Source organism: Leifsonia sp. NPDC058248, from assembly GCF_042881905.1.
In the GTDB taxonomy this organism is placed as follows: domain Bacteria; phylum Actinomycetota; class Actinomycetes; order Actinomycetales; family Microbacteriaceae; genus Leifsonia.
Window position 1 is genome coordinate 71355 of the sequence record NZ_JBHVXB010000002.1, and the last position, 23547, is coordinate 94901.

The 23547-nt window shown below is 68.2% G+C and carries 24 protein-coding genes and 1 tRNA gene; 20 read left to right on the forward strand and 5 right to left on the reverse strand.

The window, feature by feature from the left end:
• Positions 1-29 precede the first annotated feature (29 nt).
• Entirely contained in the window at positions 30-305 is a 276-nt protein-coding gene (locus ACFVV5_RS03430) for a DUF4031 domain-containing protein (RefSeq protein WP_387239010.1), read from the reverse strand.
• Between the two features lie 279 nt (positions 306-584).
• On the opposite strand from ACFVV5_RS03430, the gene rplU reads away from it, so the two are divergent.
• The 12 genes from rplU to ACFVV5_RS03490 all read left to right on the forward strand — a co-directional run bounded on the left by rplU (position 585) and on the right by ACFVV5_RS03490 (position 10704).
• Positions 585-893: a 50S ribosomal protein L21 gene (rplU, locus tag ACFVV5_RS03435; RefSeq protein ID WP_271178520.1), complete on the forward strand. Its 309-nt coding sequence runs from the start codon at positions 585-587 to the stop codon at positions 891-893.
• Between the two features lie 31 nt (positions 894-924).
• On the forward strand, positions 925-1182 hold the full coding sequence (gene rpmA / locus ACFVV5_RS03440) for a 50S ribosomal protein L27 (RefSeq protein ID WP_387239014.1): 258 nt from the start codon (positions 925-927) through the stop codon (positions 1180-1182).
• A gap of 118 nt (positions 1183-1300) precedes the next feature.
• Positions 1301-2863 (forward strand): GTPase ObgE, encoded by a 1563-nt coding sequence (obgE, locus tag ACFVV5_RS03445; RefSeq protein ID WP_387239017.1) that lies wholly within the window; start codon positions 1301-1303, stop codon positions 2861-2863.
• The gene (gene proB, locus ACFVV5_RS03450) at positions 2860-3660 is read left to right on the forward strand and encodes a glutamate 5-kinase (RefSeq protein ID WP_387239020.1); all 801 of its coding nucleotides are present in this window, start codon (positions 2860-2862) and stop codon (positions 3658-3660) included. The genes obgE and proB overlap by 4 nt, the downstream gene beginning before the upstream one ends.
• Before the next feature lie 9 nt (positions 3661-3669).
• A complete protein-coding gene (locus tag ACFVV5_RS03455; RefSeq protein ID WP_387239023.1) occupies positions 3670-4938 on the forward strand; it encodes a glutamate-5-semialdehyde dehydrogenase in 1269 nt (422 codons plus the stop codon).
• A 52-nt stretch (positions 4939-4990) separates the two neighbouring features.
• Entirely contained in the window at positions 4991-5227 is a 237-nt protein-coding gene (locus tag ACFVV5_RS03460; protein ID WP_387239026.1) for a hypothetical protein, read from the forward strand.
• Between the two features lie 12 nt (positions 5228-5239).
• Positions 5240-5842 carry a nicotinate-nucleotide adenylyltransferase gene (gene nadD / locus ACFVV5_RS03465; RefSeq protein WP_387239029.1) on the forward strand — a complete coding sequence of 201 codons (603 nt, stop codon included), beginning with the start codon at positions 5240-5242 and terminating at the stop codon, positions 5840-5842.
• Positions 5839-7332: a hypothetical protein gene (locus tag ACFVV5_RS03470; RefSeq protein WP_387239032.1), complete on the forward strand. Its 1494-nt coding sequence runs from the start codon at positions 5839-5841 to the stop codon at positions 7330-7332. The genes nadD and ACFVV5_RS03470 overlap by 4 nt, the downstream gene beginning before the upstream one ends.
• Before the next feature lie 52 nt (positions 7333-7384).
• Entirely contained in the window at positions 7385-7759 is a 375-nt protein-coding gene (gene rsfS / locus ACFVV5_RS03475) for a ribosome silencing factor (protein WP_387239035.1), read from the forward strand.
• 99 nt (positions 7760-7858) lie between these two features.
• A tRNA-Ala gene (locus ACFVV5_RS03480) sits at positions 7859-7931 on the forward strand.
• 217 nt (positions 7932-8148) lie between these two features.
• Complete coding sequence (locus ACFVV5_RS03485) at positions 8149-9252, forward strand: LCP family protein (RefSeq protein WP_387239038.1); 1104 nt, start codon at positions 8149-8151, stop codon at positions 9250-9252.
• A gap of 138 nt (positions 9253-9390) precedes the next feature.
• Complete coding sequence (locus ACFVV5_RS03490; RefSeq protein ID WP_387239041.1) at positions 9391-10704, forward strand: LCP family protein; 1314 nt, start codon at positions 9391-9393, stop codon at positions 10702-10704.
• A gap of 31 nt (positions 10705-10735) precedes the next feature.
• Here the strand turns inward: ACFVV5_RS03490 and ACFVV5_RS03495 are convergent, their stop codons facing one another.
• Positions 10736-10933 carry a DUF6186 family protein gene (locus ACFVV5_RS03495; RefSeq protein ID WP_387239044.1) on the reverse strand — a complete coding sequence of 66 codons (198 nt, stop codon included), beginning with the start codon at positions 10931-10933 and terminating at the stop codon, positions 10736-10738.
• A 5-nt stretch (positions 10934-10938) separates the two neighbouring features.
• Entirely contained in the window at positions 10939-11574 is a 636-nt protein-coding gene (locus ACFVV5_RS03500; RefSeq protein WP_387239047.1) for a hypothetical protein, read from the reverse strand.
• A gap of 81 nt (positions 11575-11655) precedes the next feature.
• On the opposite strand from ACFVV5_RS03500, the gene ACFVV5_RS03505 reads away from it, so the two are divergent.
• The gene (locus ACFVV5_RS03505; protein WP_387239050.1) at positions 11656-13044 is read left to right on the forward strand and encodes an MFS transporter; all 1389 of its coding nucleotides are present in this window, start codon (positions 11656-11658) and stop codon (positions 13042-13044) included.
• On the opposite strand, the gene ACFVV5_RS03510 is transcribed toward ACFVV5_RS03505, so the two are convergent.
• Entirely contained in the window at positions 13026-13859 is an 834-nt protein-coding gene (locus tag ACFVV5_RS03510) for a UbiA family prenyltransferase (RefSeq protein WP_387239053.1), read from the reverse strand. The genes ACFVV5_RS03505 and ACFVV5_RS03510 overlap by 19 nt on opposite strands.
• Before the next feature lie 75 nt (positions 13860-13934).
• On the opposite strand from ACFVV5_RS03510, the gene ACFVV5_RS03515 reads away from it, so the two are divergent.
• The 7 genes from ACFVV5_RS03515 (at position 13935) to ACFVV5_RS03545 (ending at position 22392) form a co-directional block, all read left to right on the forward strand.
• Entirely contained in the window at positions 13935-14945 is a 1011-nt protein-coding gene (locus ACFVV5_RS03515; protein WP_387239056.1) for a LacI family DNA-binding transcriptional regulator, read from the forward strand.
• Positions 14946-15248: 303 nt separating this feature from the next.
• The gene (locus ACFVV5_RS03520) at positions 15249-16904 is read left to right on the forward strand and encodes an alpha-amylase family glycosyl hydrolase (RefSeq protein WP_387240084.1); all 1656 of its coding nucleotides are present in this window, start codon (positions 15249-15251) and stop codon (positions 16902-16904) included.
• 76 nt (positions 16905-16980) lie between these two features.
• On the forward strand, positions 16981-18360 hold the full coding sequence (locus ACFVV5_RS03525) for an extracellular solute-binding protein (protein ID WP_387239059.1): 1380 nt from the start codon (positions 16981-16983) through the stop codon (positions 18358-18360).
• Between the two features lie 174 nt (positions 18361-18534).
• Positions 18535-19419, forward strand: coding sequence for a carbohydrate ABC transporter permease (locus ACFVV5_RS03530; protein ID WP_387239062.1), 885 nt, complete (start codon positions 18535-18537; stop codon positions 19417-19419).
• A gap of 29 nt (positions 19420-19448) precedes the next feature.
• The gene (locus ACFVV5_RS03535) at positions 19449-20432 is read left to right on the forward strand and encodes a carbohydrate ABC transporter permease (protein WP_387240087.1); all 984 of its coding nucleotides are present in this window, start codon (positions 19449-19451) and stop codon (positions 20430-20432) included.
• An 83-nt stretch (positions 20433-20515) separates the two neighbouring features.
• Positions 20516-21706: a glycoside hydrolase family 3 N-terminal domain-containing protein gene (locus ACFVV5_RS03540; protein ID WP_387239065.1), complete on the forward strand. Its 1191-nt coding sequence runs from the start codon at positions 20516-20518 to the stop codon at positions 21704-21706.
• A gap of 131 nt (positions 21707-21837) precedes the next feature.
• The gene (locus tag ACFVV5_RS03545) at positions 21838-22392 is read left to right on the forward strand and encodes a YceI family protein (protein ID WP_387239068.1); all 555 of its coding nucleotides are present in this window, start codon (positions 21838-21840) and stop codon (positions 22390-22392) included.
• Between the two features lie 77 nt (positions 22393-22469).
• On the opposite strand, the gene ACFVV5_RS03550 is transcribed toward ACFVV5_RS03545, so the two are convergent.
• On the reverse strand, positions 22470-23513 hold the full coding sequence (locus ACFVV5_RS03550; protein WP_387240090.1) for an aromatic acid exporter family protein: 1044 nt from the start codon (positions 23511-23513) through the stop codon (positions 22470-22472).
• Positions 23514-23547 lie beyond the last annotated feature (34 nt).

Genomic DNA, 23547 nt, shown 5'->3' on the forward strand with positions numbered 1-23547 from the left:
CGGAACCCCACCGCGTCCGAGGCGCGGGATCAGTGCTTGCGCACCCGGTCCCGCGCCTTGATGCGCAGACCGCTCGCCCGCAGCCTCAGCACCAGCTCCTTGCCGGTCACCGCAGACGCCCCCGCCGCCACGAGCTCGTCGTAGCGCTGGTCCGGCACGTCGTAGTGGTCGAGGTCGAAGGCGCGGCGCGCGATGCCGTTCGCCTCGGCGAACGAATGGAGTTCGTCGAGAGAGAGATCGCTGATCAGATGAGACCACAACATGCCGTGTGCGGGCCATGCAGGGGGATCGATCAGGACCGTCATACAATGATTGTAGGAAGCGGCGCCGCCGAAGGCGCCGCACCCCGTAGCCCCCAACCCGATACGCCCAGCGCGAATTGACCATGGAAGCGGCATCGGGTAAAGTTGACCGTTGGTGTGTGTCGGGCGTTGCTCGCTGACCACCGTGGTTTTCTGAGAGCCGGACCATCGCGAACTGCGACGGACAGGACTCGCCAGTAACTTCCTGAAGATAAGTAGGACCAGGTCCGCGGCTCGCTCTGAGCCGAGGGGAGCTGTTCCCCAACGAAAAGGTACGTAAAAGTGGTTTACGCAGTTGTGCGCGCCGGTGGCCGGCAAGAAAAGGTCGAGGTCGGCACCATCGTGACGATGGACCGCATCAAGGCCGACAAGGATGGCAACGTCGAGCTGGCTGCTGTGCTGCTTGTTGACGGTGACACCATCACCTCCGACGCGAAGTCGCTCGCCAAGGTGAAGGTCACCGCCGAGGTCCTGGGCGACCTCCGCGGCCCGAAGATCGTCATCCAGAAGTTCAAGAACAAGACCGGCTACAAGAAGCGCCAGGGCCACCGTCAGGAGCTCACGCGCGTCAAGGTCACCGGAATCAAGTAGCCGACGAGCACAGGCTTAGGAGAAGAAGCAGATGGCACACAAAAAGGGAGCGAGTTCCACTCGCAACGGTCGTGACTCGAACGCTCAGCGCCTCGGCGTGAAGCGCTTCGGTGGCCAGGTCGTCGGCGCGGGCGAGATCATCGTCCGCCAGCGCGGCACCCACTTCCACCCGGGCGTCAACGTCGGCCGTGGTGGCGACGACACCCTGTTCGCCCTCGCCGCCGGTTCGGTCGAGTTCGGCACCAAGGGCGGCCGCAAGGTCGTCAACATCGTGGCGGCACAGGCGTAAGCCTTCCTCGACGAGCACTCTTCGGATGGGCGGGCTTCGGCCCGCCCATCCGCATTTCCCGGGCAGAACTGCCCCAGCGAGACCCCGTCCTCCGGGACACCCCAACTGAAGGAGCACCATGGCGACGTTCGTGGATCACGTGACGTTGCACCTGCGCGCCGGCAACGGCGGCAACGGGTGCGTCTCAGTACGACGTGAGAAGTTCAAGCCGCTCGCCGGCCCCGACGGCGGCAACGGCGGAAACGGTGGCGACATCGTGCTCGTCTCCGACCCGCAGGTCACGACCCTGCTCGGCTTCCACCGGCACCCGCACCGCTCGTCCGACAACGGCGGATTCGGCATGGGCGACCACCGCAGCGGCTACGCCGGCGAAGAGCTCGAGCTCGCCGTGCCCGTCGGCACCCTCGTCAAGGACACCGGCGGCAACGAGCTCATCGACATGACCGAGCCCGGGATGCGCTATGTCGTCGCGCCCGGAGGCATCGGCGGCCTGGGCAACGCGGCCCTGGCCAACCCCAAGCGCAAGGCTCCCGGCTTCGCGCTCCTCGGCACGCCCGGCTGGGAGGGCGATGTCCTCCTCGAGCTCAAGACCGTCGCAGATGTCGCGCTGGTCGGCTACCCGTCCGCCGGCAAGTCCAGCCTGATCGCCGCGCTCTCCGCCGCCAAGCCGAAGATCGCCGACTACCCGTTCACGACGCTGCACCCGAACCTCGGTGTCGTGCAGGCGGGCGAGGTTCGCTACACCGTCGCCGACGTCCCCGGCCTCATCGAGGGCGCGAGCGAGGGCAAGGGGCTCGGTCTCGAGTTCCTCCGCCATGTCGAGCGCTGCAGCGCGCTGCTGCACGTGCTCGACTGCGCGACCCTCGAGCCCGGCCGCGACCCGCTGAGCGACCTCGACGTGATCCTCGGCGAACTGGCCGCGTATCCGGTGCCCGACGGCCAGACGCCCCTTCTGGAGCGTCCGCAGCTGATCGCGCTGAACAAGATCGACGTGCCGGAGGCTCGCGAGCTGGCCGACTTCGTCCGCTCCGACCTCGAGGCCCGCGGCTACCGCGTCTTCGAGATCTCCACCGTGAGCCACGAGGGTCTGCGCCAGCTGTCGTTCGCCCTCGCGGAACTCGTCGAGACCTCTCGCGCCGAGCAGGCCGCGACCGAGGCGGCCCGCCCGCGCATCGTGATCCGGCCTCAGGCCGTCGACGACGCGAAGTTCGTGGTCAAGGTGGAAGGCGGCTCCGACGGCAACGTCTACCGCATCCTCGGCGCCAAGCCCGAGCGCTGGGTCGCCCAGACCGACTTCGCCAACGACGAGGCCGTCGGGTTCCTCGCCGACCGGCTCGCCAAGCTCGGCGTGGAGGACCAGCTGTTCCGGGCGGGCGCCACCGCCGGCTCCACCGTGGTGATCGGCCACAACAACGCCGTCGTCTTCGACTGGGAGCCGACCCTCACGTCCACGGCCGAGCTGCTGACCTCGCCCCGCGGCTCCGATCCGCGGCTCGACGCGCTCAACCGTCCGACCCGTCACCAGCGGCGCGAAGAGTACTTCGAGCGCATGGATGCGAAGGCCGAAGCCCGCGCCGAACTCCTGCGTGAGCGCGAGGCCGGCCTCTGGCGCGAAGACTACGAGAACGATCACGGGGGCCCGACCCCGCCGGCCCAGAACGAGGAGACCGACGCGGAATGACGATCGACGACCGCAGCCAGGTTCCGTCCGCCCGACGCGTGGTCGTCAAGGTGGGATCGTCGTCCATCAGCGGCGACAACGCGGGACAGATCGCTCCGCTGGTCGACGCTCTCGCCGAGGCTCACGGTCGCGACACGCAGGTCATCCTGGTGTCATCGGGTGCGATCGCCACGGGCATCCCGTATCTGGCTCTCGACGGTCGTCCGACCGACCTGGCCACGCAGCAGGCCGCGGCGGCGGTGGGTCAGAACGTTCTCATCTACCGGTACCAGGACAGCCTCGATCGGTACGGCATCGTCGCCGGCCAGGTGCTGTTGACGGCGGGGGACATGGAGAACCCGACGCACCGCACCAACGCGAAGCGCGCCATGGAGCGGTTGCTGGCGCTGCGCATCCTGCCCATCGTGAACGAGAACGACACCGTCGCCACGCACGAGATCCGCTTCGGAGACAACGACCGGCTGGCAGCGCTGGTCGCCCTCCTCGTCGACGCCGACCTCCTGGTGCTGCTCTCCGACGTCGACGCCCTCTACACGAAGCCGCCGCAGGAACCGGGCGCGCAGAAGATCGAGCACGTGGCGTACGACGACGGTCTCGAGAACGTCGAGATCGGCTCGACGGGACTCTCGGGCGTCGGAACGGGCGGAGCGCTCACCAAAGTGTCCGCCGCGCGTCAGGCGGCCGAGCAGGGCACGGCCGTGATCTTCACCGCGACGACGCTCGTGTCGGAGGCCCTGCGCGGCGAGCAGGTGGGCACCTGGTTCGCTCCCGCTCAGGATTCCATCCGCACGGCCTAAACTCGGAGCATGCCCCAGACCACGCTCGGGTCGGTCGCTCTCATCGACAGACTCGCCGCCGCCAAAGGCGCGTCCGTCGCCCTCGCGACCGCGACCACCGATCAGAAGAACCGCGCGCTCCAGGCGATCGCGGCGCGTCTCGAGAGCTCGGCCGCGCGCATCCTGGAGGCGAACGAACTCGACCTCGCCAATGGGCGCGACAACGGGCTGTCGTCCGGGCTGCTCGACCGGCTCACGCTGAACGACGCGCGGCTCGCGGGGCTCGCGGATGCGGTGCTCCAGGTCGCGGCGCTCACCGACCCGGTCGGCGAGGCTGTGCGGGGGAGTGCGCTCCCCAACGGCATCAAGATCACCCAGGTGCGCGTTCCCTTCGGCGTGGTCGGCGCCATCTACGAGGCCCGGCCCAACGTCACCATCGACATCGCCGCACTGGCACTCAAGAGCGGAAACGCCGCTGTACTGCGGGGCGGGAGCGCCGCGATCAACACCAACCGGGTGCTGGTCGAGGTGATCCGTGAGGCTCTGGGAGTCGCGGAGCTCCCCGTCGAGTCCGTTCAGACCATCGACGAGTTCGGCCGCGACGGCGCCGCCCAGCTCATGAAGGCGCGCGGATACGTCGACGTGCTGATCCCGCGGGGGAGCGCCGAGCTCATCCGCGCGGTCGTCACGGAGTCGACCGTCCCGGTGATCGAGACCGGCGCGGGAGTCGTCCACATCGTCCTCGACGAGACGGCGCGCGAAGACTGGGCGGTCGACATCGTGCGCAACGCCAAGGTGCAGAGACCGAGCGTCTGCAACGCGGTCGAGACGCTGCTCGTGCACGCGGCGGCGGCCGACCGGCTGCTACCCCCGGTCCTCAGCGCGCTGACGGAGGCCGGCGTCACGGTGCACGCCGATGAGCGCGCCCTCCGGTTCGCCCCCGGAGCGGAGGCGGCGACCGAGGAGGACTGGGCGACCGAGCACATGAGCCTCGACATCTCGGTGAAGATCGTCGATTCACTCGATGAGGCCATCACGCACATCCGGCGCTACTCGACCCAGCACACGGAGTCGATCATCACCAACGATCTGGCGAATGCCGAGCGGTTCCTCGCCGAGGTGGACTCGGCCGTGGTGATGGTCAACGCGTCCACCCGGTTCACCGACGGCGGCGAGTTCGGGTTCGGCGCGGAGGTGGGCATCTCGACCCAGAAGCTGCACGCGCGCGGCCCGATGGGGCTTCCGGAGCTGACCAGCACGAAATGGATCGTCCGCGGGTCAGGGCAGATCCGGCCGTAGCGCCCCGCTAGACTGATCGGCGGGCGTTCGCGCCCGGGAAAGGACGAACTCGATGTCACATCTGATGGCTCTGCTGGCCGCAACCGAGACCCATGTGGAGCTCCCGATGCCGACGTGGGCGTACGGCGCCATCGCGCTGGCGATATTCGCGACCCTCGCCATCGTCATCTGGTCCTACCGCGACGTCGCGAACCGGCACGCCCACAAGGCCGGACCCGGAGCCGCCGCGCATGCCGCCGGCCCCGGCGCCACCCACCACGGCACCGGCCACCCCACCCAGGGACACTGACCCTCAGGGCGCATGGAGCTCACGGAGAAGCGCCGGCCGCGCGTCGGTGTGATGGGCGGCACATTCGATCCCATCCATCACGGTCACCTCGTCGCCGCAAGCGAAGTCGCGCAGTCGTTCGACCTCGATGAGGTCGTCTTCGTGCCGACGGGGCACCCCTGGCAGAAGGGGGACGTGAGCGCCGGTGAGCACCGCTACCTCATGACGGTCATCGCGACCGCCTCCAATCCGAGGTTCACGGTCAGCCGGGTCGACATCGACCGCGAGGGCCCGACCTTCACCATCGACACGCTCCGCGACCTGCATGAGGCCCGTCCGGAGGCCGAGCTCTTCTTCATCACCGGGGCCGACGCCATCGCTCAGATCCTCAGCTGGCGCGATGTTCACGAGCTCTGGGAGCTCGCGCATTTCGTTGCTGTGAGTCGTCCGGGACATGACTTGAGTATTTCTGGATTGCCGAAGCAGGACGTAAGCTTGTTGGAAGTTCCGGCCCTGGCTATCTCGTCAACCGACTGCCGGAGCCGGGTGAGCAGGGGATTTCCCGTCTGGTACTTGGTGCCTGACGGTGTTGTTCAGTACATCTCCAAACACCATCTGTATCGGAGCGTGGCATGACTTTGTGGCAAGACCCGCCGCCACAGACGCGGCGACAGGCGCGCGAGAACGAGCGTTCCGCGGCCGAGAAGGCTGCTGCGCAGCCGTCCCGCCGCGCGGGTACCTCAGAGCCGACGCCCGGGGGAGAGATCCCCATTGTGACCACTCCGTACACCTTCGCCACCACTCGCAACGACGCTGAGCAGGCTAAGAATACACAGAACTCCGACAACGGTGGCGCAGCGGAGCAGGCAGAGAAGCCCGCTATCCCCGCCACCGCTTTCGAGGAGCCCGGCGTCTCCGCGCCGTCGCGTCCCAATCTGCCGAGCTACGGCACCTCGTTCGACGAATTGCTGGCACCGCAGCAGAGCGGCGGCTCCGCGGACGCCGCCTCGCAGCCCGGCGACCCCGCCTACTACCGTCAGTCGCCGCAGGCCTCGGTGCCCGAGCCCGTGACCACGCCGGTCGCGCTCGTGCCCGGAGCCGTGCGTCCCGCCGACAAGGCTCCGGACGCCGTCGCAGCGCCGCCCGCACCCTCCGGCACCTCGATTCCCGCCTCCCCAGCCGAGACCGGGCTCGACTCCGCTCAGGAGCGCACCCTCACGCGCCGCGAGCTCCGCGCGATGCTTCAGGCCCAGGAGGCCAACAACCAGGTCGGCCACATCGAGCCGACCATTCCCATCACGTTCACCTCCCCGGAATACGCGGACGACGAGCGCGGCGAGGCGCAGTCGGTCACGACCGGCCAGTCCGACACGCCGGAGTCGTCCGTGCCCACCCCGTGGCCCTTCGTGGCGCTGACGCCGTCAGCGGCCGGCGACTCGCCGACCGCGGCCCCGGTCGCCGAGACTCCCGCGACTCCCGCTCCTCCGGTCTTCACGCCGCCGATCTTCGGCACCGTCCCGCCCGCGCCGCAGTCGTTCGAGGCTCCGGCCGCGACTCCGGCTGTGCCCGACGCTCACGGTCAGTCTGCGGCTCAGGCTGCGCCTGCGGCGCCGGACGCTCCCGAGACCGAGCGCGCGCCGTACACGCCGCCGGTCGGTCACTGGACGACCGCCGCCGAACTCGACGACAAGAACCAGCCGTTCGATCAGATCATCTCCCGCGGGGTCGGCCCGTCGGGCGCGGCCACCACCACGAACGCGCTCATCCTGCCGACGCTGCCCACGCCCGACGCCACCGGTCCTCTCACCAGCACCGGTGAGATCCTGGTGACCGGGTCGATCGACCTGCCGCGCGGACTCGGTTCCACCGGTGCGCATCCGAACCGGATCGACTCGTCCGATCTCGACCGTCTGCTCGAGAGCGACGAGAACGAGTTCAACACGTCCGAGGTCGCGCCCATCCGCGCCTCTCGCGCTGTGAGCACACACACTTCCACGCGTGGCGTGATCACCCCGCCCAAGAAGCGCGGCGGCCGGCTACCGGTCGTGCTGTCGATCACCGCCGCGGTCCTCGCCGTCGGGGTGATCGGCCTGCTCATCGCCGCCTACGTTCTGAATGTGTTCTGATCATCCGTTCCGCTCAGATCACCGATCACCAACCCTTCAGGGAGTACCACCTGTGACCGCAACCGCGCACGCCCGTGAGGTCCTCCAGATCGCCGCGAGGGCCGCCGACTCCAAAGGCGGGGAAGACCTGGTGGCGCTCGACGTCTCGGGGCCTCTGCCGCTGACCGACGTGTTCCTCCTCGTCACCGGCCGCGTCGAGCGCAACGTCGTCGCTATCGCCGGCGAGGTCGAAGACCAGCTCAACGAGGCCGGCGTCAAGACCCTGCGTCGTGAGGGCAAGTCCGAAGGACGCTGGGTGCTGCTCGACTTCGGCGACCTGGTCGTGCACGTCTTCCACGAGGAGGACCGCATGTACTACGCGCTGGAGCGCCTCTGGAAGGACTGCCCTGTGGTCCCGCTCGAGCTCCCGGTCCACGCGGCCGAATAGCTCGCCACTCGGGTCCACTCGAGGGTCGCTCGTTTTTTTCTGTGCGCGATCATGTAGTAGGCTGAACGAGTTGTTTCGGAGCGATCCGAAACAGTTTCAGGGTCTGTGGCGCAGCTGGTAGCGCACCTGCATGGCATGCAGGGGGTCAGGGGTTCGAGTCCCCTCAGATCCACGTTCGCCCCGGTCGGCAAGGATTTCCTTGCCTGGCCGGGGCGTTTGTCATTGCGGCGCGAAGTGAACGCAAATCGGGGTACAAAATGTGTCCTCATTAATGAGGACATTTGGCGAAATTGAGCGTACCGTCTCTATAGGTGAGAAATTCTCACTAACGCTCCACCTTCGATGGAGCCGGACAAGGCACTCGTTGCGGGGTGCTGGAAACGGCCATCATGACTGCACACGCTGGACACGCGCATCCCCACTGGGGCGGTGCCGGACACGGATCCCGCCGGGTGCAGGACGAGTCGGCAGCCGCTACTCGCCTCCCTGCCGACCGGGCGCACCGCCGGCGTCGGCTGCTGCTCGTCGTGATCGCCTTGCTCATCGGGGTCATCGTGCTGACCGCCAGTGTGATCGTCGGGACCGGCCTGTTCTATGCGGGGAGCGTCGCCTCGCGGTTCGACTCCACGGTGACGCACATCCAGCGTGCCTTTCCTCCGGCGACGACGCGACCGGTCCCGCTGCACACGAACGCGATGAACATCCTGGTGCTGGGTTCCGACTCCCGCGGCGATCCGACGACCGTGGGAGCATCCGGTGAGTCCGATCAGCGATCCGACACGATGATGCTCGTGCACATCGATGCCGATCGGAAAGACGTCTACGTGATGTCGATCATGCGCGATCTGTGGGTGCCGATCCCCGGCCACGGTTCCGCGAAGATCAACGCCGCGCTCGCCTGGGGCGGGACTCCGCTGGCCATTCAGACCGTCGAGCACCTCCTGGGCACCAGGATCGACCACGTCGCCATCATCGACTTCAGGGGGCTCAAGGCCATGACGGCTGCGCTCGGGGGTGTGGATGTGGACAGTCCGGTGGCGTTCACGACGGTCAAGTCCCCGCACTACACCTTCCGTAAAGGGCTCAACCATCTCGACGGGGACCAGGCGCTGGCCTTCGCCCGCGAGCGCTACGCGTTCCCCACGGCCGACTACCAGCGGGTGGCGAACCAGCAGGCCCTCGTGAGGGGCATCGTCGACAAGCTGATGAGTCGTTCGACCCTCGCCGACCCGGGAGCGGTCACCTCCTTCGCCGGGGCGATGGGTTCCTACCTCAGCGTGGACCGGCAGTTCGATTTGCCGGCGATCCTCGAGCTCGCGGCGAGCATGCGGTTGGCGGGCGCCTCGAGCATCCACGCCTTCACGATGCCGACGGCCGGCACCGGGACCTCGGCCGACGGACAATCGATCGTCGATCTCGATCAGTCATCACTCCCGGCGCTGCGGGCGGCGCTGGCGCATGATGCGGTCGGAGCTTTCGTCGCGTCCCACTGACCCGGCGCTGCCACGTCGTGCGGGGCGGGTGCTTCGTGAGAGGCCCGCCAGAAAGGGAGCGCGTCTCGCAGGAGGCCTATGGCTTCGGTGGCATAGGATTCCAGGCACAGCCAGTCCAGACCTCAGGGATACCGCAAGATGAGCCAAGCGCCACGCCATCACGAGCGTGACCAGCGGACGGCCGCCGTGCGCCACGGCCGCCTGCCCCGTCGTCGCGCTGTCGGCACGATCGCGAAGATCCTCGCTGCCGTCATCGCCGTGATCGCGGTGAGCGGTGTGTCCGTGGCCGCATACGCCGTGTGGGATGTGAGTCGTTCGATCCAGCCGGGAGTGAAACTTCCGACCCTTCCGGGTCAGACCCAGCAGGCCATCCCGAGCGTCGGCGCCATCGACGGCGGCGTGAACCTGCTGCTGGCGGGAACGGACACACGCAGCAACCTGGGCGGCATCTACAACACCCCCGAAGAGCAGGACGCCAGCTCGGGTGCCGGGAACAACGATGTCACGATGCTGCTGCACATCGCGCAGAACCATCAGAGCATGATGGTGATCAGCTTTCCGCGCGACCTCATGGTCTCCATCCCCGACTGCCCGGACCCGAGCGGTCATGGCACGATCAGCGGGACGGACCTGGGGATGTTCAACTCGGCCCTGTCGCGCGGCGGGCTCGGCTGCGTCGTGCTGACGGTCGAGAAGCTCACCGGCGTGCAGATCCCGTTCGCGGCCGCGGTCGACTTCAACGGCGTCAGCGCCATGTCGAGCGCGATCGGCGGCGTGACGGTCTGTCTGGCCACGCCGGTCACCGACGAGTACACCAACCCGCCGCTCGACCTCCCCGCCGGTCAGAACACGCTCGTCGGCGATCAGGCCCTCTCGTTCCTCCGGTCCCGCCACGGCGTCGGCGACGGCAGCGACCTCGGCCGCATCAGCAACCAGCAGGTGTTCCTGTCGGCCCTCGCCCGCAAGGTGGTCAGCGGCGGTGTGCTGTCGAACCCGGTGCAGCTGTACGGCCTGGCGAAGGCGGCCGTCAAGAACATCACCCCGTCCGAGTCGCTCGCGAACCCGACGACCCTGGTGCAGATCGGCTTGGCCATGAAGGACACGGGCCTGGGCAACATGGCGTTCGTCCAGTATCCGGTCTACTCCGACCCCGACAATGCGAACCGCGTGGTCGTGAATCAGGATGCCGCCGACGTGCTCGACAAGGCGCTCGTGAACGACCAGCCCGTGCAGATCACGGGGACCACCGGCCGGGCAGCGGAGACCACGCCGAGCCCGACCTTGAGTCCGTCGCCCTCCGCCACACCCACGACGACGCCGATCGCGCCGACCTCGCCGGCGACTCCGGTGCCGTCGGTCACGCCGACGCCCGGCCAGACCACGGTTCCACTGCCGAGCGACATCACCGGCCAGACGGGGCTGCAGCAGACCTGCACCAAAGGCAACAACTAGGCGCGATCGCGCGACGGCCGGAACGACGCCCCTAGTGCATGGGCGGCGTCACCAGGAAATGCCAGCCGAGCCACCACCAGAAGAGCAGGATGGTGAAGCGCGCGGCGCGGTCGGCCATCACCACGTCGAGCAGTGACGAGAACGGCGCCAGGACCTCCGGCCTGCGGCGGGACTGCACGACGAGGGCGAGGATCGCGATCGCGATCACGATGAACCCGGCCTCGGTCACGATCCTCAAGAGCGGTGCCCCCTCCGGATGAGGACGTAGCCGCCGAGCAGCCACACGGCGACCAGCACGAGTCGCGTCGGAGGCCAGAAGATCAGGGGGTCGAGCAGGTCGGACAGGGCGGGGAACTCGGCCGATCCGACCGGTGACGCACGGCCGAGGAAGTACACCGCGATCTCCCAGGCGCAACCGGCCACCACGAGCACCGACCAGGCGATCGCGGCCCGGCGGACGGCGGCGCGAGGCGGAGCATCCGGATGCGCGCCCGCCTGCGGACCTGCCCACGCGACCGGAAGCACGAGCAGGCCGATGCCGACGACGATCGCGGTGTCGGCGCCGCCGTAGAGCGGGGAGAGTGCGAGCACGGCGGATGCGACCGCGATGAGCACGAACGCGAGCAGCCGGCGCGAACGGGTCAACCGATCGATCCGCGCGATGAGCGGCACCTGGAGCCAGCCGAGGGCGTCGAGCGTGATGACGGCCGCTCCCGCCAGGAAGATCGAGGTGTCGACCGGTGCACCGCGGATGAAGTGGAAGATGCCGGTGAAGACGAGCACGGCGATCCAGCAGGCGCGCGCGACGGCGGCGACCCGGGCTTCGCGACGCCCCGGATGCTCAGCGGTGCTGCGCGGATCCTCCGACATGGCGCCATTCAGAGTACGCTCCCTCCGCGCGGAGATCATGCTGTAGTTGCCTTTCCGATCGGCTGCCCGTTAACTGAGAGCATGACGACGCAGAGTATGACTTCCGTTCAGCGGCGCGTTCTGATCGTCGCGATCCTCGCGAGCTTCGTGGCCTTTCTCGACGGAGCGGTGATCAACGTGGCGCTCCCCGCGATCTCGAAGGAGTTCGGCGGCGGGCTGCCGCTGCAGCAGTGGGTGGTCGACGCCTACCTGGTGACGCTCGGGTCGCTCATCCTGATCGCAGGGTCCCTGTCCGATGTGTTCGGCCGCAAGCGCATCCTGTACGTCGGGCTGATCGGGTTCGGCATCACCTCGCTGCTCTGCGCGTTCGCGCCCAGCGGCGTGTTCCTCGTGGTCGCCCGCGCGCTGCAGGGCGTCGCCGCAGCGCTGCTGGTGCCGAGCTCGCTGGCGATCATCATCTCGACGTTCTCGGGGGCGGCGCAGGCGAAGGCGATCGGGCGCTGGACGGCGTGGACCGGTGTCGCGATGATCGCCGGGCCGGTGATCGGAGGCATCTTCGTCGACACGCTGTCCTGGCGCTGGGTGTTCGTGATCAACGTGGTCCCGATCACGATCACGCTCCTGATGATGCTGACCCTCAAGCAAGCCGACCACGGGATGGGCGGACGGATCGACGTGCTCGGCGCCGTGCTCGGCTCGGTGGGTCTGGCCGGCACGGTGTACGGGCTGATCGAGCAGGGGCCCTACGGCTGGAGCAGCCCCCGGGTGTACATCCCGCTGATCCTGGGCCTGCTGCTGCTGGCGGGGTTCTTCTACTGGGAGACGCGCGCCAAGCAGCCGATGCTCCCGCTCGGGCTGTTCCGGGTGCACAACTTCTGGGTGGGGAACATCTCCACGGCGTTCGTCTACGGCGCCATCGCCTTCGGACCGCTGATGGTCACCCTCTACCTGCAGCAGGTCGCCGGCTTCTCGGCGACCGCCGCTGGCTTCGTGTTCGTTCCGTCGACGCTCTGCATGCTGCTGCTCTCCAGCTACTTCGGCGGGCTGGCGGGCAAGTACGGGCCGCGTCTCTTCATGGGCGTCGGCCCGATCATCGCAGCCTGCGGCTTCCTCTGGCTGCTCATGATGGGCACCGACGTGAACTTCTGGCTGAACGTGCTGCCGGGCGTGCTGCTGTTCGGCGTGGGGCTCTCGGTCACGGTCGCGCCGCTCACGTCGGCCATCCTCGGCTCGATCCACCCGCAGCAGGCGGGCATCGGGTCGGCGGTGAACAATGCCGTCTCGAGGATCGCGGGACTGATCACCGTCGCGATGGCGGGGCTGATCGTCGGGGAGCAGCTCGACCGGGCTGGGCTCGACCGTGCACTCATCTGCGTGGCGTTCCTCCTGCTGGCGGGCGGTGTCGTCTCCGCGATCGGCATCCGCAATCACGAGCCCGCGGCCGCTCCCATTCAGGTCGCGACGGACTGACCGGCGAGCGCCAGCATCACGACGTCGACGATCGCGCACGTCATGATGAGCTGCATGAGCCGGCGGGTCGGACTGCTGCGCAGCAGGAGGACGACTCCGGCGACGGTGATCGCCAGCCCGATGACGAGGCCGGCGACGAGCAGCGGCCGAGGCGGCCATCCGGGACCGAAGGTGATCAGGATGGTGGCGAGAGCCAGGCAGGCGAACGCGAGCAGGCCGCTGGGGATCGCTCCCAGACGGTGGGGCAGGCCCCGGATGCCCGTGCTGTCGTCGTCCGCGAGGTCGGGCAGCACATTCGTGACGTGGGCCGCGACGCCGAGCAGCGCGCCGGCGGCGAGGACCCAGGGCGCGGCGAACTGCGGAGGCTCCAGGCCGAGCGTGGCGATCGCAGGGAGGAGTCCGAAGCTGACGGCGAAGGGGAGGAACGAGATCACCGTCGATTTGAGCCCGAGGTTGTAGGCCCAGCCGCCGGCGATGGCGATCGTGTGGGCGAGCGCGGCGAGGGGGCCGAGCACGAGCGTGAGGAGGATGGCGGCGATGAGCGCGGCGAAGGCGGCGGTGCGCACGGTCGCCACGCCGATGGCCCCGCGGGCGGCAGGTTTGTCCCGACGATGCACTGCGGCGTCGCGGGCGGCGTCGAGCCAGTCGTTCGACCAGCCGATCGACAGCTGGCCGAGAAGGATCGCGACGGCGAGGACCGCCAGGCGGCCGGGGGAGTAGCCGAGGCCGACTCCCAGCACGATCGCGACGACCGTGACCACGGCGGTCGGGCCCGGGTGGCTGGCGAGCAGCAGCGCGGTCACCTTGTTCGCCATGTCGCCATGGTAGGCGCTACGGTCCAAATGTAAAAGACTTGCGCGCTCTTGCAAGGAATTGCGTACACTGAGCGCATGTCGCAACGTCTGGCAGAGGTCGCCCGCAAGGTCGGGGTCAGTGAAGCTACGGTGAGCCGGGTGCTCAACGAGAAGCCGGGAGTCTCGGAGGCCACGCGCCAGGCCGTGCTCACAGCGCTCGACGTGCTCGGCTACGAGCGTCCCAGCAAGCTGCGCGGTGAACGCGCACGGCTGGTCGGACTCGTGCTCCCCGAGCTGCAGAACCCGATCTTCCCCGCCTTCGCAGAGGTGATCGGGGGAGCGCTCGCGCAGAACGGCTACACGCCGGTGCTCTGCACGCAGACGGCCGGCGGCATCTCCGAGGCGGACTACGTCGAGCTCCTGCTGCAGCAACAGGTCTCCGGCGTGGTGTTCGTGGGCGGTGCGTATGCGCAGCAGGATGCCTCGCACGAGCACTATTCGCGACTCACCGACCTGCACCTGCCGACCGTGCTCGTCAACGCCCCGGTCGACGAACTCGACTTCGCGACCGTGTCGTGCGACGACTCCGTGGCCACCGCACAGGCCCTCAATCACCTGCGCTCGCTGGGCCATGAGCGGATCGGGCTGCTGCTCGGCCCGCGCGACCACGTTCCGTCGCAGCGCAAGCTCGCCGCGGCCAAGCGCATCTTCGACGGGTGGGGGCTGCCCTTCCGCGACGAGCTCGTCGTGCACTCGCTCTACTCCCTGGAGGCCGGCCAGGCGGCCGCCACCCGACTCCTCAAGGCCGGGGTGACGGCGATCGTCTGCGCGAGCGACCCGATGGCGCTCGGCGCGATCCGTGCCGTGCGCCGGGCGGGACTGTCGGTGCCCCAGGACATCTCCATCGTCGGCTACGACGACTCCGCCCTGATGAACTGCACGGAGCCGCCACTGACGACGGTCCGCCAGCCGATCGAGCCGATGGGCCGCACGGTCATCGAGCTGCTGCTGCGCCAGATCTCGAGCGACTCGGCCATCTCCGACGAGCTGTTCTTCGAGCCCGAGCTCGTGGTGCGCGGGTCCACCGGACCGGCGAGCGTGTCGTAATTGTTATGCAATTCAGCGCAAAAGTACGCAAACTAATTACTCATTGTTGAGTTCTTGCGTAAATCTGTCGCCAACGTTACATTTGCCCTGATGACGACGGCGTCGATGGTTCATGACGTCGCTCGACGACCGAACCGTCGACCCGGACGGTGGGCCGAACGCGGCAGGCAGTAGCGGACGCGTGAGGCACACCGGAGGGTCGCCCGACCGAAGGGCTCCTCCGTGGACCTCCCCCTTCTCGCCGCCCAGCCGACAGAAGAGCCGACTGCCGGCTCCGGCACGCAGCCGGCGCCGAACCCTGGGATCGCGACGTCATCGCTCGCGCCGTCGCAGAACGATCCGCTGTGGTGGCGGAGTGCGGTCATCTACCAGATCTACATCCGCAGCTTCGCCGACGGGAACGGCGACGGCATCGGCGACCTCGCCGGAGTCCGACAGCACCTCGGCTACCTGCGCGAACTCGGCGTGGACGCGATCTGGTTCACGCCCTGGTACGAGTCCCCGCTCGCCGACGGCGGGTACGACGTGTCCGACTACCGGACGATCAACCCCGCGTTCGGCGACCTGGCCGAGGCGGAGGCCCTCATCCGCGAGGCGCTCGCCCTGGGCATCCGGACCATCATCGACGTGGTGCCGAACCACATCTCCGACCGCCACCCGTGGTTCCAGGAGGCGCTGGCCGCCGGTCCCGGCTCCCCGGAGCGCGAGCGATTCTGGTTCCGGCCCGGACGCGGCGAGAACGGCGAGCGGATGCCGACGAACTGGGTGTCCAACTTCTCGGGGGAGACCTGGACGCGTACGACGAATCCCGACGGGACCCCCGGCGAGTGGTATCTGCACCTGTTCACGCCGCAGCAGCCCGACCTCAACTGGAACCATCCGGAGGTGCGGGCCGAGCACGAGGCGATCCTGCGGTTCTGGTTCGACCGCGGCGTCGCGGGAGTGCGCATCGACTCGGCCGCCCTGCTCGTCAAAGACGGCGAGCTGCCGGAGGTGCCGGAAAACCCCGGCCCCGGCGAGCATCCGAACGAAGACCGCGACGAACTGCACGACATCTACCGCGGATGGCGCGCGATCGCGGACTCGTACCAGGGAACCCGCGTGCTCGTCGGCGAGATCTGGCTGCAGGACATCGAGCGGTTCGCCATGTACCTGCGTCCCGATGAGCTCCACACCGCGTTCAACTTCGACTTCCTGGCGCGGTCCTGGGACGCGAAGGAGTTCCGGACCTCCATCGACGCGACGCTCGCCGCCCACGCACCGGTGAACGCGCCGAGCACCTGGGTGCTCTCGAACCACGACGTGACCAGGCCCGTGACACGCTACGGCCGCGACGACACCTCGTTCGCGTTCGTCAAGAAGCGGGTGGGGACTCCCACCGATCTCGAGCTCGGCCGGAGGCGGGCCCGTGCGGCCGCTCTGCTCACTGCGGCGCTGCCCGGCTCCCTCTACGTCTACCAGGGCGACGAACTCGGCCTGCCGGAAGTCGAGGACCTGCCCGCCGATCGGCTCGAAGACCCCATGCACTTCCGCTCCGGGGGAGTCGACCCCGGGCGCGACGGCTGCCGCGTGCCGCTCCCGTGGCGCGGCATCCACCCGCCGTTCGGCTTCAGCCCGGCGGGCGCCATCCAGGGTCCCTGGCTTCCGCAGCCCGAGAGCTGGGCGCGACTGACCGTCGAGTCGGAGCAGAGCGACTCGACGTCGATGCTCTGGCTCTACCGGCAGGCCCTGCGCATCCGGCGATCCGAAGAGGCTCTCGGCGACGGCCCGCTCACCTGGCACGACAGTCAGGACGGCACGCTCGTCTTCGCCCGCGGCGACCGCTTCCTCAACGTCACCAACCTCTCGCACGAGGCGATCGCGCTCCCCGAGCACCTCGCCATCCTGCTCAGCAGCAGCCCGCTCGACCACGGTCTGCTGCCCCCGGACTCCACGGCGTGGCTACGAACACAGCACTAGCCGCCGGAGGTCGTGTCGGCCGCGCCGACGCGACACAGAACGACCCGCACCTCACCACCATCGAAAGGAACCGACAATGAGGTCACCAAGAACGGTTGCTGCGATCGCAGCGATCACGATCGCCGGTGTCGGCCTGCTCGCCGGATGCTCTGGCTCCGGCAGCGGCTCGGGCAGCAGCGACGGCAAGGTGCACATCACCGTGGCCAGCCTGATCCCGGGCAGCGACAAGGCCGCGTTCAAGGCCTTCGACGACCGCGTCAAGGAGTTCGAGAAAGCGAACCCCAACATCGTGGTCAAGTCGGAGGAGTACCAGTGGACCGGTCCGACCTTCTCCACCCAGCTCGCCGGCGGAACCCTGCCCGACGTGTTCAACGTGCCGTTCACCGACTCGCAGTCCCTGCTGCAGGCCGGACAGCTCGCTGACATCACCACCGAGGTCAAGGCGCTGTCGTACGCAGGCAAGTTCAACGACAACGTGCTCGCCGTCGCCAAATCCGGCGACAAGATCTACGGCATCCCGTACGGCCCGTACGCCATGGGCCTGTCGTACAACCGTGAGATCTTCACCAAGGCGGGGCTCGACCCGAACAAGCCCCCGACGACCTGGGACGAAGTCCGTGCCGACGCCAAGACCATCTCGGAGAAGGTCCCGGGAGTCGCCGGCTACATGCAGATGACCAAGGGCAACACCGGTGGCTGGGAGCTGACCACGTCGGTGTACGCCCGCGGCGGCCGGATGGAGACCACGGACGGCGGCAAGACCAAGGTCACCACCAACAACCCGGTGACCAAGGAGGCGCTGCAGTTCCTGCACGACGTGCGCTGGGAGGACAACGCGGCCGGCAGCAACTTCCTGCTCGACTGGAGCGGCATCAACCAGGCGTTCGGCGCGGGTCAGGTGGCCATGTATCCGAGTGGATCCGACGTGCTCACCGCTCTGGTGCAGCAGAACAACGTCGACCCGAAGAACTACGGTCTGACCACCCTGCCGCTGACCGACTCGGCGGACGCCGGCGTGCTCGTCGGCGGTAACGTCGCGGCCGTCAGCCCCAAGTCGAGCGCCGCCCAGCGGACCGCCGCCGTCAAGTGGATCGACTTCTACTACATGCAGAAGCTGCTCGACAAGACACAGGCGATCGCGGACGCGAAGGTGCTCGTCAAGTCGAACCAGCCGGTCGGCGTCCCCACGCTGCCGGTCTTCGACAAGGCCACCTACGACCAGAACATGTCCTGGATCCAGCCGCAGGTGAACATCCCGCTCGAGAACGTCGCGCCGTTCACGGACAAGATCTTCGACGCCAACCTGGTGCCGGAGCCGAACAAGCACACGCAGGAGCTCTACGGAGCTCTCGACACCGTCGTGCAGGCCGTGCTCACGCAGAAGAATGCGAACGTCGATCAGCTCCTGACGACGGTCGACACCAACATTCAGAAGCTCGTCGACGCCGACAAGTAGCGCCCACGAGGTGACAGCCGGGCTGGTGGAGCGTGCAGCGCTCCACCAGCCCTCGGCCGCAACCGCGGCCGGAAATCGCACGGCAGTACCGCATCAGACAACCAGAAAGCACAGCCCATGACAGCGATCGACCGGCCGAGAACGACCTCGCGCAGAGTCGTCAGACATACGCCGATGACCTGGCTCCGCGGCGGCGGTCTCAGCAACCTCCTGTTCCTCGTCCCCATGCTCGTCATCTTCGGCGTATTCTCCTGGTGGCCGATCGTGCGCGCGGTCGTGATGAGCTTCCAGCACACGAACCTGGTGTCGCCGCCCACCTTCGTCGGCTGGGACAACTTCGTGCAGGTCGTCAACGATCCGCTGTTCTGGACCGCTGTCGGCAACACCGGATGGTTCGCACTGCTCGCGCTCATCCTCGGCTACCCGATCCCCCTGATCGCGGCGGTCCTGATGAGCGAGGTCAAGCGCGCGAAAGGGCTGTACAGCGCCCTCGCCTACCTGCCCGTGGTGGTGCCGCCCGTCGTGGCGGTGCTGCTGTGGAAGTTCTTCTACGACGCCAGCCCGACAGGCGTCTTCAACACGGTGCTCGGCTGGGTGGGCATCCCGCCCCAGCCGTGGATCCAGGATGCGACGCAAGCCATGCCGTCGCTGGTCGTCGAAGCGACCTGGGCCGCAGCCGGCGGCACGATCATCATCTACCTCGCGGCGATCACCGGGGTCGCACCCGAACTGTACGACGCGGCCGAAGTCGACGGCGCGAACATCTGGCAGAAGATCTGGCACGTCACGATGCCGCAGCTGCGAGGCATCCTGCTCATCACGCTCATCCTGCAGATCATCGGCACGGCCCAGGTCTTCCTCGAGCCGTTCCTGTTCACCAGCGGCGGGCCGGTGAACGCGACCGTGACGGTCCTGCTGCTGATCTACCGCTACGCGTTCGAGAACAGCCTGGGCGGCGACTACGGCGCGGCGACCGCGCTCAGCCTGCTGCTGGCGCTGTTCCTGGCCGCGCTCTCCCTCCTCTACTTCCGCCTCACCAAGTCCTGGAGCCAGAATTGACGACCTCGACCGATTACACGCCCGAGGTCATGAACGTCATGACCGACGAACTCGAGGACACCGGCATCGCGCCGGGCGACCCGAACGGCCGTCGACGCCGGCGGCGCAAAGGCAAGACGAGACCGAACGCCGACTCGGCGGATCGCGGGATCCTCTCTCCCTCGGATCTGCGCCGGCCCGGCATCCGGTGGGGCACGCGCATCACGCACGCCGCGCTGCTCGTCGCGCTCATCGTGGTCGGTCTGGGGCCGCTGCTCTGGCTGGCGAAGTCGGCGATCACTCCGACGCAGGACACGCTCCGCACGCCGATGGCGTTGTTCCCGAACGGGGTCGACTGGGCCAACCTCTCGACCGCCTGGTCGACCGTGCACATCGACGTGCAGTTCATCAACACCATCTGGGTCGCGCTCGGCTCGTGGATCATGCAGATCATCGTCGCCACCACGGCGGGCTACGCGCTGAGTGTGCTGCGACCGAAATACGGCAAAGTCATCTACGGGCTGGTGCTCGGCACCCTGTTCGTGCCGTCGGTGGTGCTGCTGGTTCCGCTCTATCTGACGATCCTGAACCCGCCGCTGCTCGGCACCTCGCTGATCAACACGTTCTGGGCGGTCTGGCTGCCTGCCGGCGCGAGCGCCTTCAACGTCGTGCTGATCAAGCGCTTCTTCGACAACCTGCCCCGGGAGGTGTTCGAAGCCGCGCGCACCGACGGCGCGGGGCCGTTCCGGCTGTTCTGGTCGATCGTGCTGCCGATGTCGAAGCCGATCCTCGGCGTGGTCTCGGTCTTCGCGATCATCGCGGCCTGGAAGGACTACCTGTGGCCGCTTCTGGTGCTGCGCGACCCGGGCATCCAGCCGCTGTCGGTGCGCCTTCCGACGCTTCAGGCGGCGATCCAGCTCGACGTCTATCTCGCCGCGCTCGCGATCTCGACGCTCATCCCGATCGTGCTGTTCCTGGTGTTCCAGGGGCTCTTCCTGCGCAGTGCCGGGCTAGGAGGCGCCGTCAAGGGGTGACGCGGCGTCAAGGGGTGAGGCGGCGGGTGGCCGGACAGGGGCGTCCCGGAACGCCGTTCAGGTAGGGCGGTTAGCATCGAAGGATGAAGCGGCTGCCGGATGCGCGGGTTCGCGCGAGGGCGGCGACCGTGGTCGCGATCGCCCTGGCGGCGGTGCTGCTGGTCTCCGGATGCGCGCCCAGCGGCGTCCGCTCGACCCCGCCCCCAGCGACCGCCAGCGCCACCCCGACAGCGCCTGCCGACCCGGTGACGGCCTTCGCCCGGGAACGCCTTTCGACGATGACACTGCGTCAGAAGGTCGCGAGCCTGTTCATGCTCCACCAGCCCGGCACCGACGGTGTCGCGCTTCGCGCCTTCATCGACCGCTACGGGCTGGGCGGAATGATCCTGATGGGCGACAACATCCCCGCGACGCCCGCCGCTCTGACGAACCAGACCGCTGCGATGACCTCGGACACGGCGCTTCCGCCGCTGATCGCCATCGACGAGGAGGGCGGCGAGGTCGTCCGGCTGCCCTGGGACCGGCTCCCGGGCGCCGATGTGCTCAAGTCGCGGCCGGCTGCCGAGACGCGAGCCGCCTTCGCCCAGCGCGGGGCTCTGCTGAAGCAGGCCGGGGTGAACGTGAACTTCGGGACCGTCGCCGATGTCACCGCCGATCCGGAATCATTCATCTACGATCGCGTGCTCGGCAGCACGACCGCCGACGCTTCGGCGCGCGTCGCCGCCTCGGTGGCGGGCGAGGCGGGGGAGACGCTCTCCACGCTGAAGCATTTTCCGGGTCACGGCGAGACCGAGGCGGACTCCCACCTGACCGTGCCGGCCACGCAGACCCCGCTCGCGACCTGGAAGACCCGGGATGCTCCGACGTTCGCCGCCGGCATCCGAAGCGGCGCGCAGGTGGTCATGTTCGGGCACCTCGCCTACAGTGCCGTCGACCGCGAGCCAGCGTCGCTCTCGGCGGCGTGGCACCGCATCCTGAGGCAGCAGCTCGGCTTCGACGGGGTGACGATCACCGACGACATGCGGATGCTCCAAGACACAGGGCTGCCCGAATACCGCGACCCGGCCGAGAACGCCGTGCGCGCGCTGGCGGCGGGGAACACGATGCTCCTGTTCGTGCTCCCGGCCGATCCGGAGGCGGCAGGGATGGACCCCGACACGCTGATCGACGCGGTGGTCGCGGCCGTCGGCTCGGGCAGGATCACAGCGGCCCAGATCGACGCGGATGCCCTCGAACTCCTCGAACTGCGCCGATCGCTCGCCGAAGAACGGTGACGTGTCAACTATTTTCTCGATTTTCGGAATAGATGACCTATCCATGCGCTTGCATGAACCGTAGGGGCGCGAAACCGTCCCGTCGGGGGCGAATACCGCCTCGACCATCCGACACTTCGAGGAGAACACACATGACCACGACCATCGACATCCCCGGGTACAAGGCCGGCACCTGGACCATCGACCCCTCGCACAGCGAGGTCGGCTTCAGCATTCGTCACCTCATGATCAGCAAGGTGAAGGGCGTCTTCGAGAACTTCGACGCCACCTTCGTCACCGCAGAGAACCCGCTCGAGTCGACCGTCACGGCCAAGGCTGAGGTCGCCTCGGTGAACACCAAGGACAAGAACCGCGACGCGCACCTGGCCACCGGCGACTTCTTCCTCGCCGAGGAGCACCCGCACATCGAGTTCGTCTCCACCGGCGTTCGCACCGAGGGTGGCGACTTCCTCGTCGACGGCGACCTCACCATCAAGGGTGTCACCAAGCCGGTAACGTTCGACTTCGACTTCGGCGGCTTCGGGCAGGACCCGTACGGCAACTACAAGGCCGGCGCGACCGCGAAGGCCAAGATCAACCGCGAGGACTTCGGCCTCACCTACAACGCAGCGCTCGAGACCGGCGGAATGCTCCTCGGCGACGAGGTCACCATCACGCTCGAGCTGCAGGCCGTCCTCGCCGCGTAGGCGCCAGCCGCACTGCGCAGCACGCACCACCCCTCAGGGACTCCGCCTCCGGCGGGGTCCCTGAGTTGTTCCAGGTCTCAGGCGTCGTCCCCGGCGATCTCGTCGTGGATGCGGCGCAGGTCCTCCACGAGCGACCCGAGCAGCACCCAGTGGCGGGGATCCGGCGTGCTGATCACGAGCGGAGCGGTGAGGGCCGGGATGCCGGCGGTCTCGGCCGCAGGCTCGGAGGGCGGAGCATCCGGCTCACGCGAGAGCAGGCGGAGATCATGCGCCGCGCGCCGGAGCTCCTCGGCCACGGCCTCAAGCGCGGGCTCACCGGCGAGACTGTCGTCGTAACGATCGTGGTAGGCACGCGTCATGCCGAGGGCCTGATTGACGATAGGGCGCAGCCGGGCGTACAGCTGCTGGTCGCGTTCGAGGAGGCGCCGGTGCTTGGCTTGCCGGGGATTGAGGGTGAGACTCTCGCCGGCCTGGACGAGCGTCGTGTCGGCCTTCGTCTCCATCGGGCGCAGGAGGCGGGCCTGCAGCAGGAGCTCGCCCAGTTGAGCAGGTGTCTGTGTGCGCCCGAGCGCATCGGCGAGACGGTCGAGGGTGGCGGCGAGCTCGTTGCCGAGCCTCAGTACGGAGGCGTGGGCCGGCGCGATCAGCACCGGGGGCACGATCGTGATGTTGACGACGACTCCGATGATCGCGCCGATGATGGTCTCGATCACACGCGCGAAGGCGTAGTCCGGTGACGTCGCTCCGATCGAGAGCACCAGCATGGCGGTGATCGGGACCTGATTCGTCGTTCCCGGCGTGAGCTTGAGCGCCCAGGCGACCAGCAGTGACACCACGACCGCCACCAGGACGATCCAGCTGGTCGTGCCGAAGGCCAATCCGATCGCGTAGGCGACCAGCACGCCCACGATCACGCCGATGCTGCGCTCGATCGCCCGGCCCACCGACTGGTTGACGCTCGGCTGCACGACCAGCAGGGCTGCGATCGTCGCGAAGATCGGCAACTCGGCCGGTAGGAAGAGTCCGGCGATCACCCACGCCAGGATCATCGCGATGGCGGTTTTGGCGACTTGGAGGAAGGGGACGCGGTTGGGCGCTCTGATGCTCGCAGGAAGTCGCAATGCCACCCGTCAAGGCTACCGGGGTCGGTCCGCT

Excerpts from the sequence above, each read along its gene's own strand:
- ACFVV5_RS03430 (WP_387239010.1), bottom strand. The coding sequence starts at position 305 with ATGACGGTCCTGATCGATCCCCCTGCATGGCCCGCACACGGCATGTTG.
- rpmA (WP_387239014.1), top strand. The coding sequence starts at position 925 with ATGGCACACAAAAAGGGAGCGAGTTCCACTCGCAACGGTCGTGACTCG.
- obgE (WP_387239017.1), top strand. The coding sequence starts at position 1,301 with ATGGCGACGTTCGTGGATCACGTGACGTTGCACCTGCGCGCCGGCAAC.
- proB (WP_387239020.1), top strand. The coding sequence starts at position 2,860 with ATGACGATCGACGACCGCAGCCAGGTTCCGTCCGCCCGACGCGTGGTC.
- ACFVV5_RS03455 (WP_387239023.1), top strand. The coding sequence starts at position 3,670 with ATGCCCCAGACCACGCTCGGGTCGGTCGCTCTCATCGACAGACTCGCC.
- ACFVV5_RS03460 (WP_387239026.1), top strand. The coding sequence starts at position 4,991 with ATGTCACATCTGATGGCTCTGCTGGCCGCAACCGAGACCCATGTGGAG.
- nadD (WP_387239029.1), top strand. The coding sequence starts at position 5,240 with ATGGAGCTCACGGAGAAGCGCCGGCCGCGCGTCGGTGTGATGGGCGGC.
- ACFVV5_RS03470 (WP_387239032.1), top strand. The coding sequence starts at position 5,839 with ATGACTTTGTGGCAAGACCCGCCGCCACAGACGCGGCGACAGGCGCGC.
- ACFVV5_RS03485 (WP_387239038.1), top strand. The coding sequence starts at position 8,149 with ATGACTGCACACGCTGGACACGCGCATCCCCACTGGGGCGGTGCCGGA.
- ACFVV5_RS03490 (WP_387239041.1), top strand. The coding sequence starts at position 9,391 with ATGAGCCAAGCGCCACGCCATCACGAGCGTGACCAGCGGACGGCCGCC.
- ACFVV5_RS03500 (WP_387239047.1), bottom strand. The coding sequence starts at position 11,574 with ATGTCGGAGGATCCGCGCAGCACCGCTGAGCATCCGGGGCGTCGCGAA.
- ACFVV5_RS03505 (WP_387239050.1), top strand. The coding sequence starts at position 11,656 with ATGACGACGCAGAGTATGACTTCCGTTCAGCGGCGCGTTCTGATCGTC.
- ACFVV5_RS03510 (WP_387239053.1), bottom strand. The coding sequence starts at position 13,859 with ATGGCGAACAAGGTGACCGCGCTGCTGCTCGCCAGCCACCCGGGCCCG.
- ACFVV5_RS03515 (WP_387239056.1), top strand. The coding sequence starts at position 13,935 with ATGTCGCAACGTCTGGCAGAGGTCGCCCGCAAGGTCGGGGTCAGTGAA.
- ACFVV5_RS03525 (WP_387239059.1), top strand. The coding sequence starts at position 16,981 with ATGAGGTCACCAAGAACGGTTGCTGCGATCGCAGCGATCACGATCGCC.
- ACFVV5_RS03530 (WP_387239062.1), top strand. The coding sequence starts at position 18,535 with ATGACCTGGCTCCGCGGCGGCGGTCTCAGCAACCTCCTGTTCCTCGTC.
- ACFVV5_RS03535 (WP_387240087.1), top strand. The coding sequence starts at position 19,449 with ATGAACGTCATGACCGACGAACTCGAGGACACCGGCATCGCGCCGGGC.
- ACFVV5_RS03540 (WP_387239065.1), top strand. The coding sequence starts at position 20,516 with ATGAAGCGGCTGCCGGATGCGCGGGTTCGCGCGAGGGCGGCGACCGTG.
- ACFVV5_RS03545 (WP_387239068.1), top strand. The coding sequence starts at position 21,838 with ATGACCACGACCATCGACATCCCCGGGTACAAGGCCGGCACCTGGACC.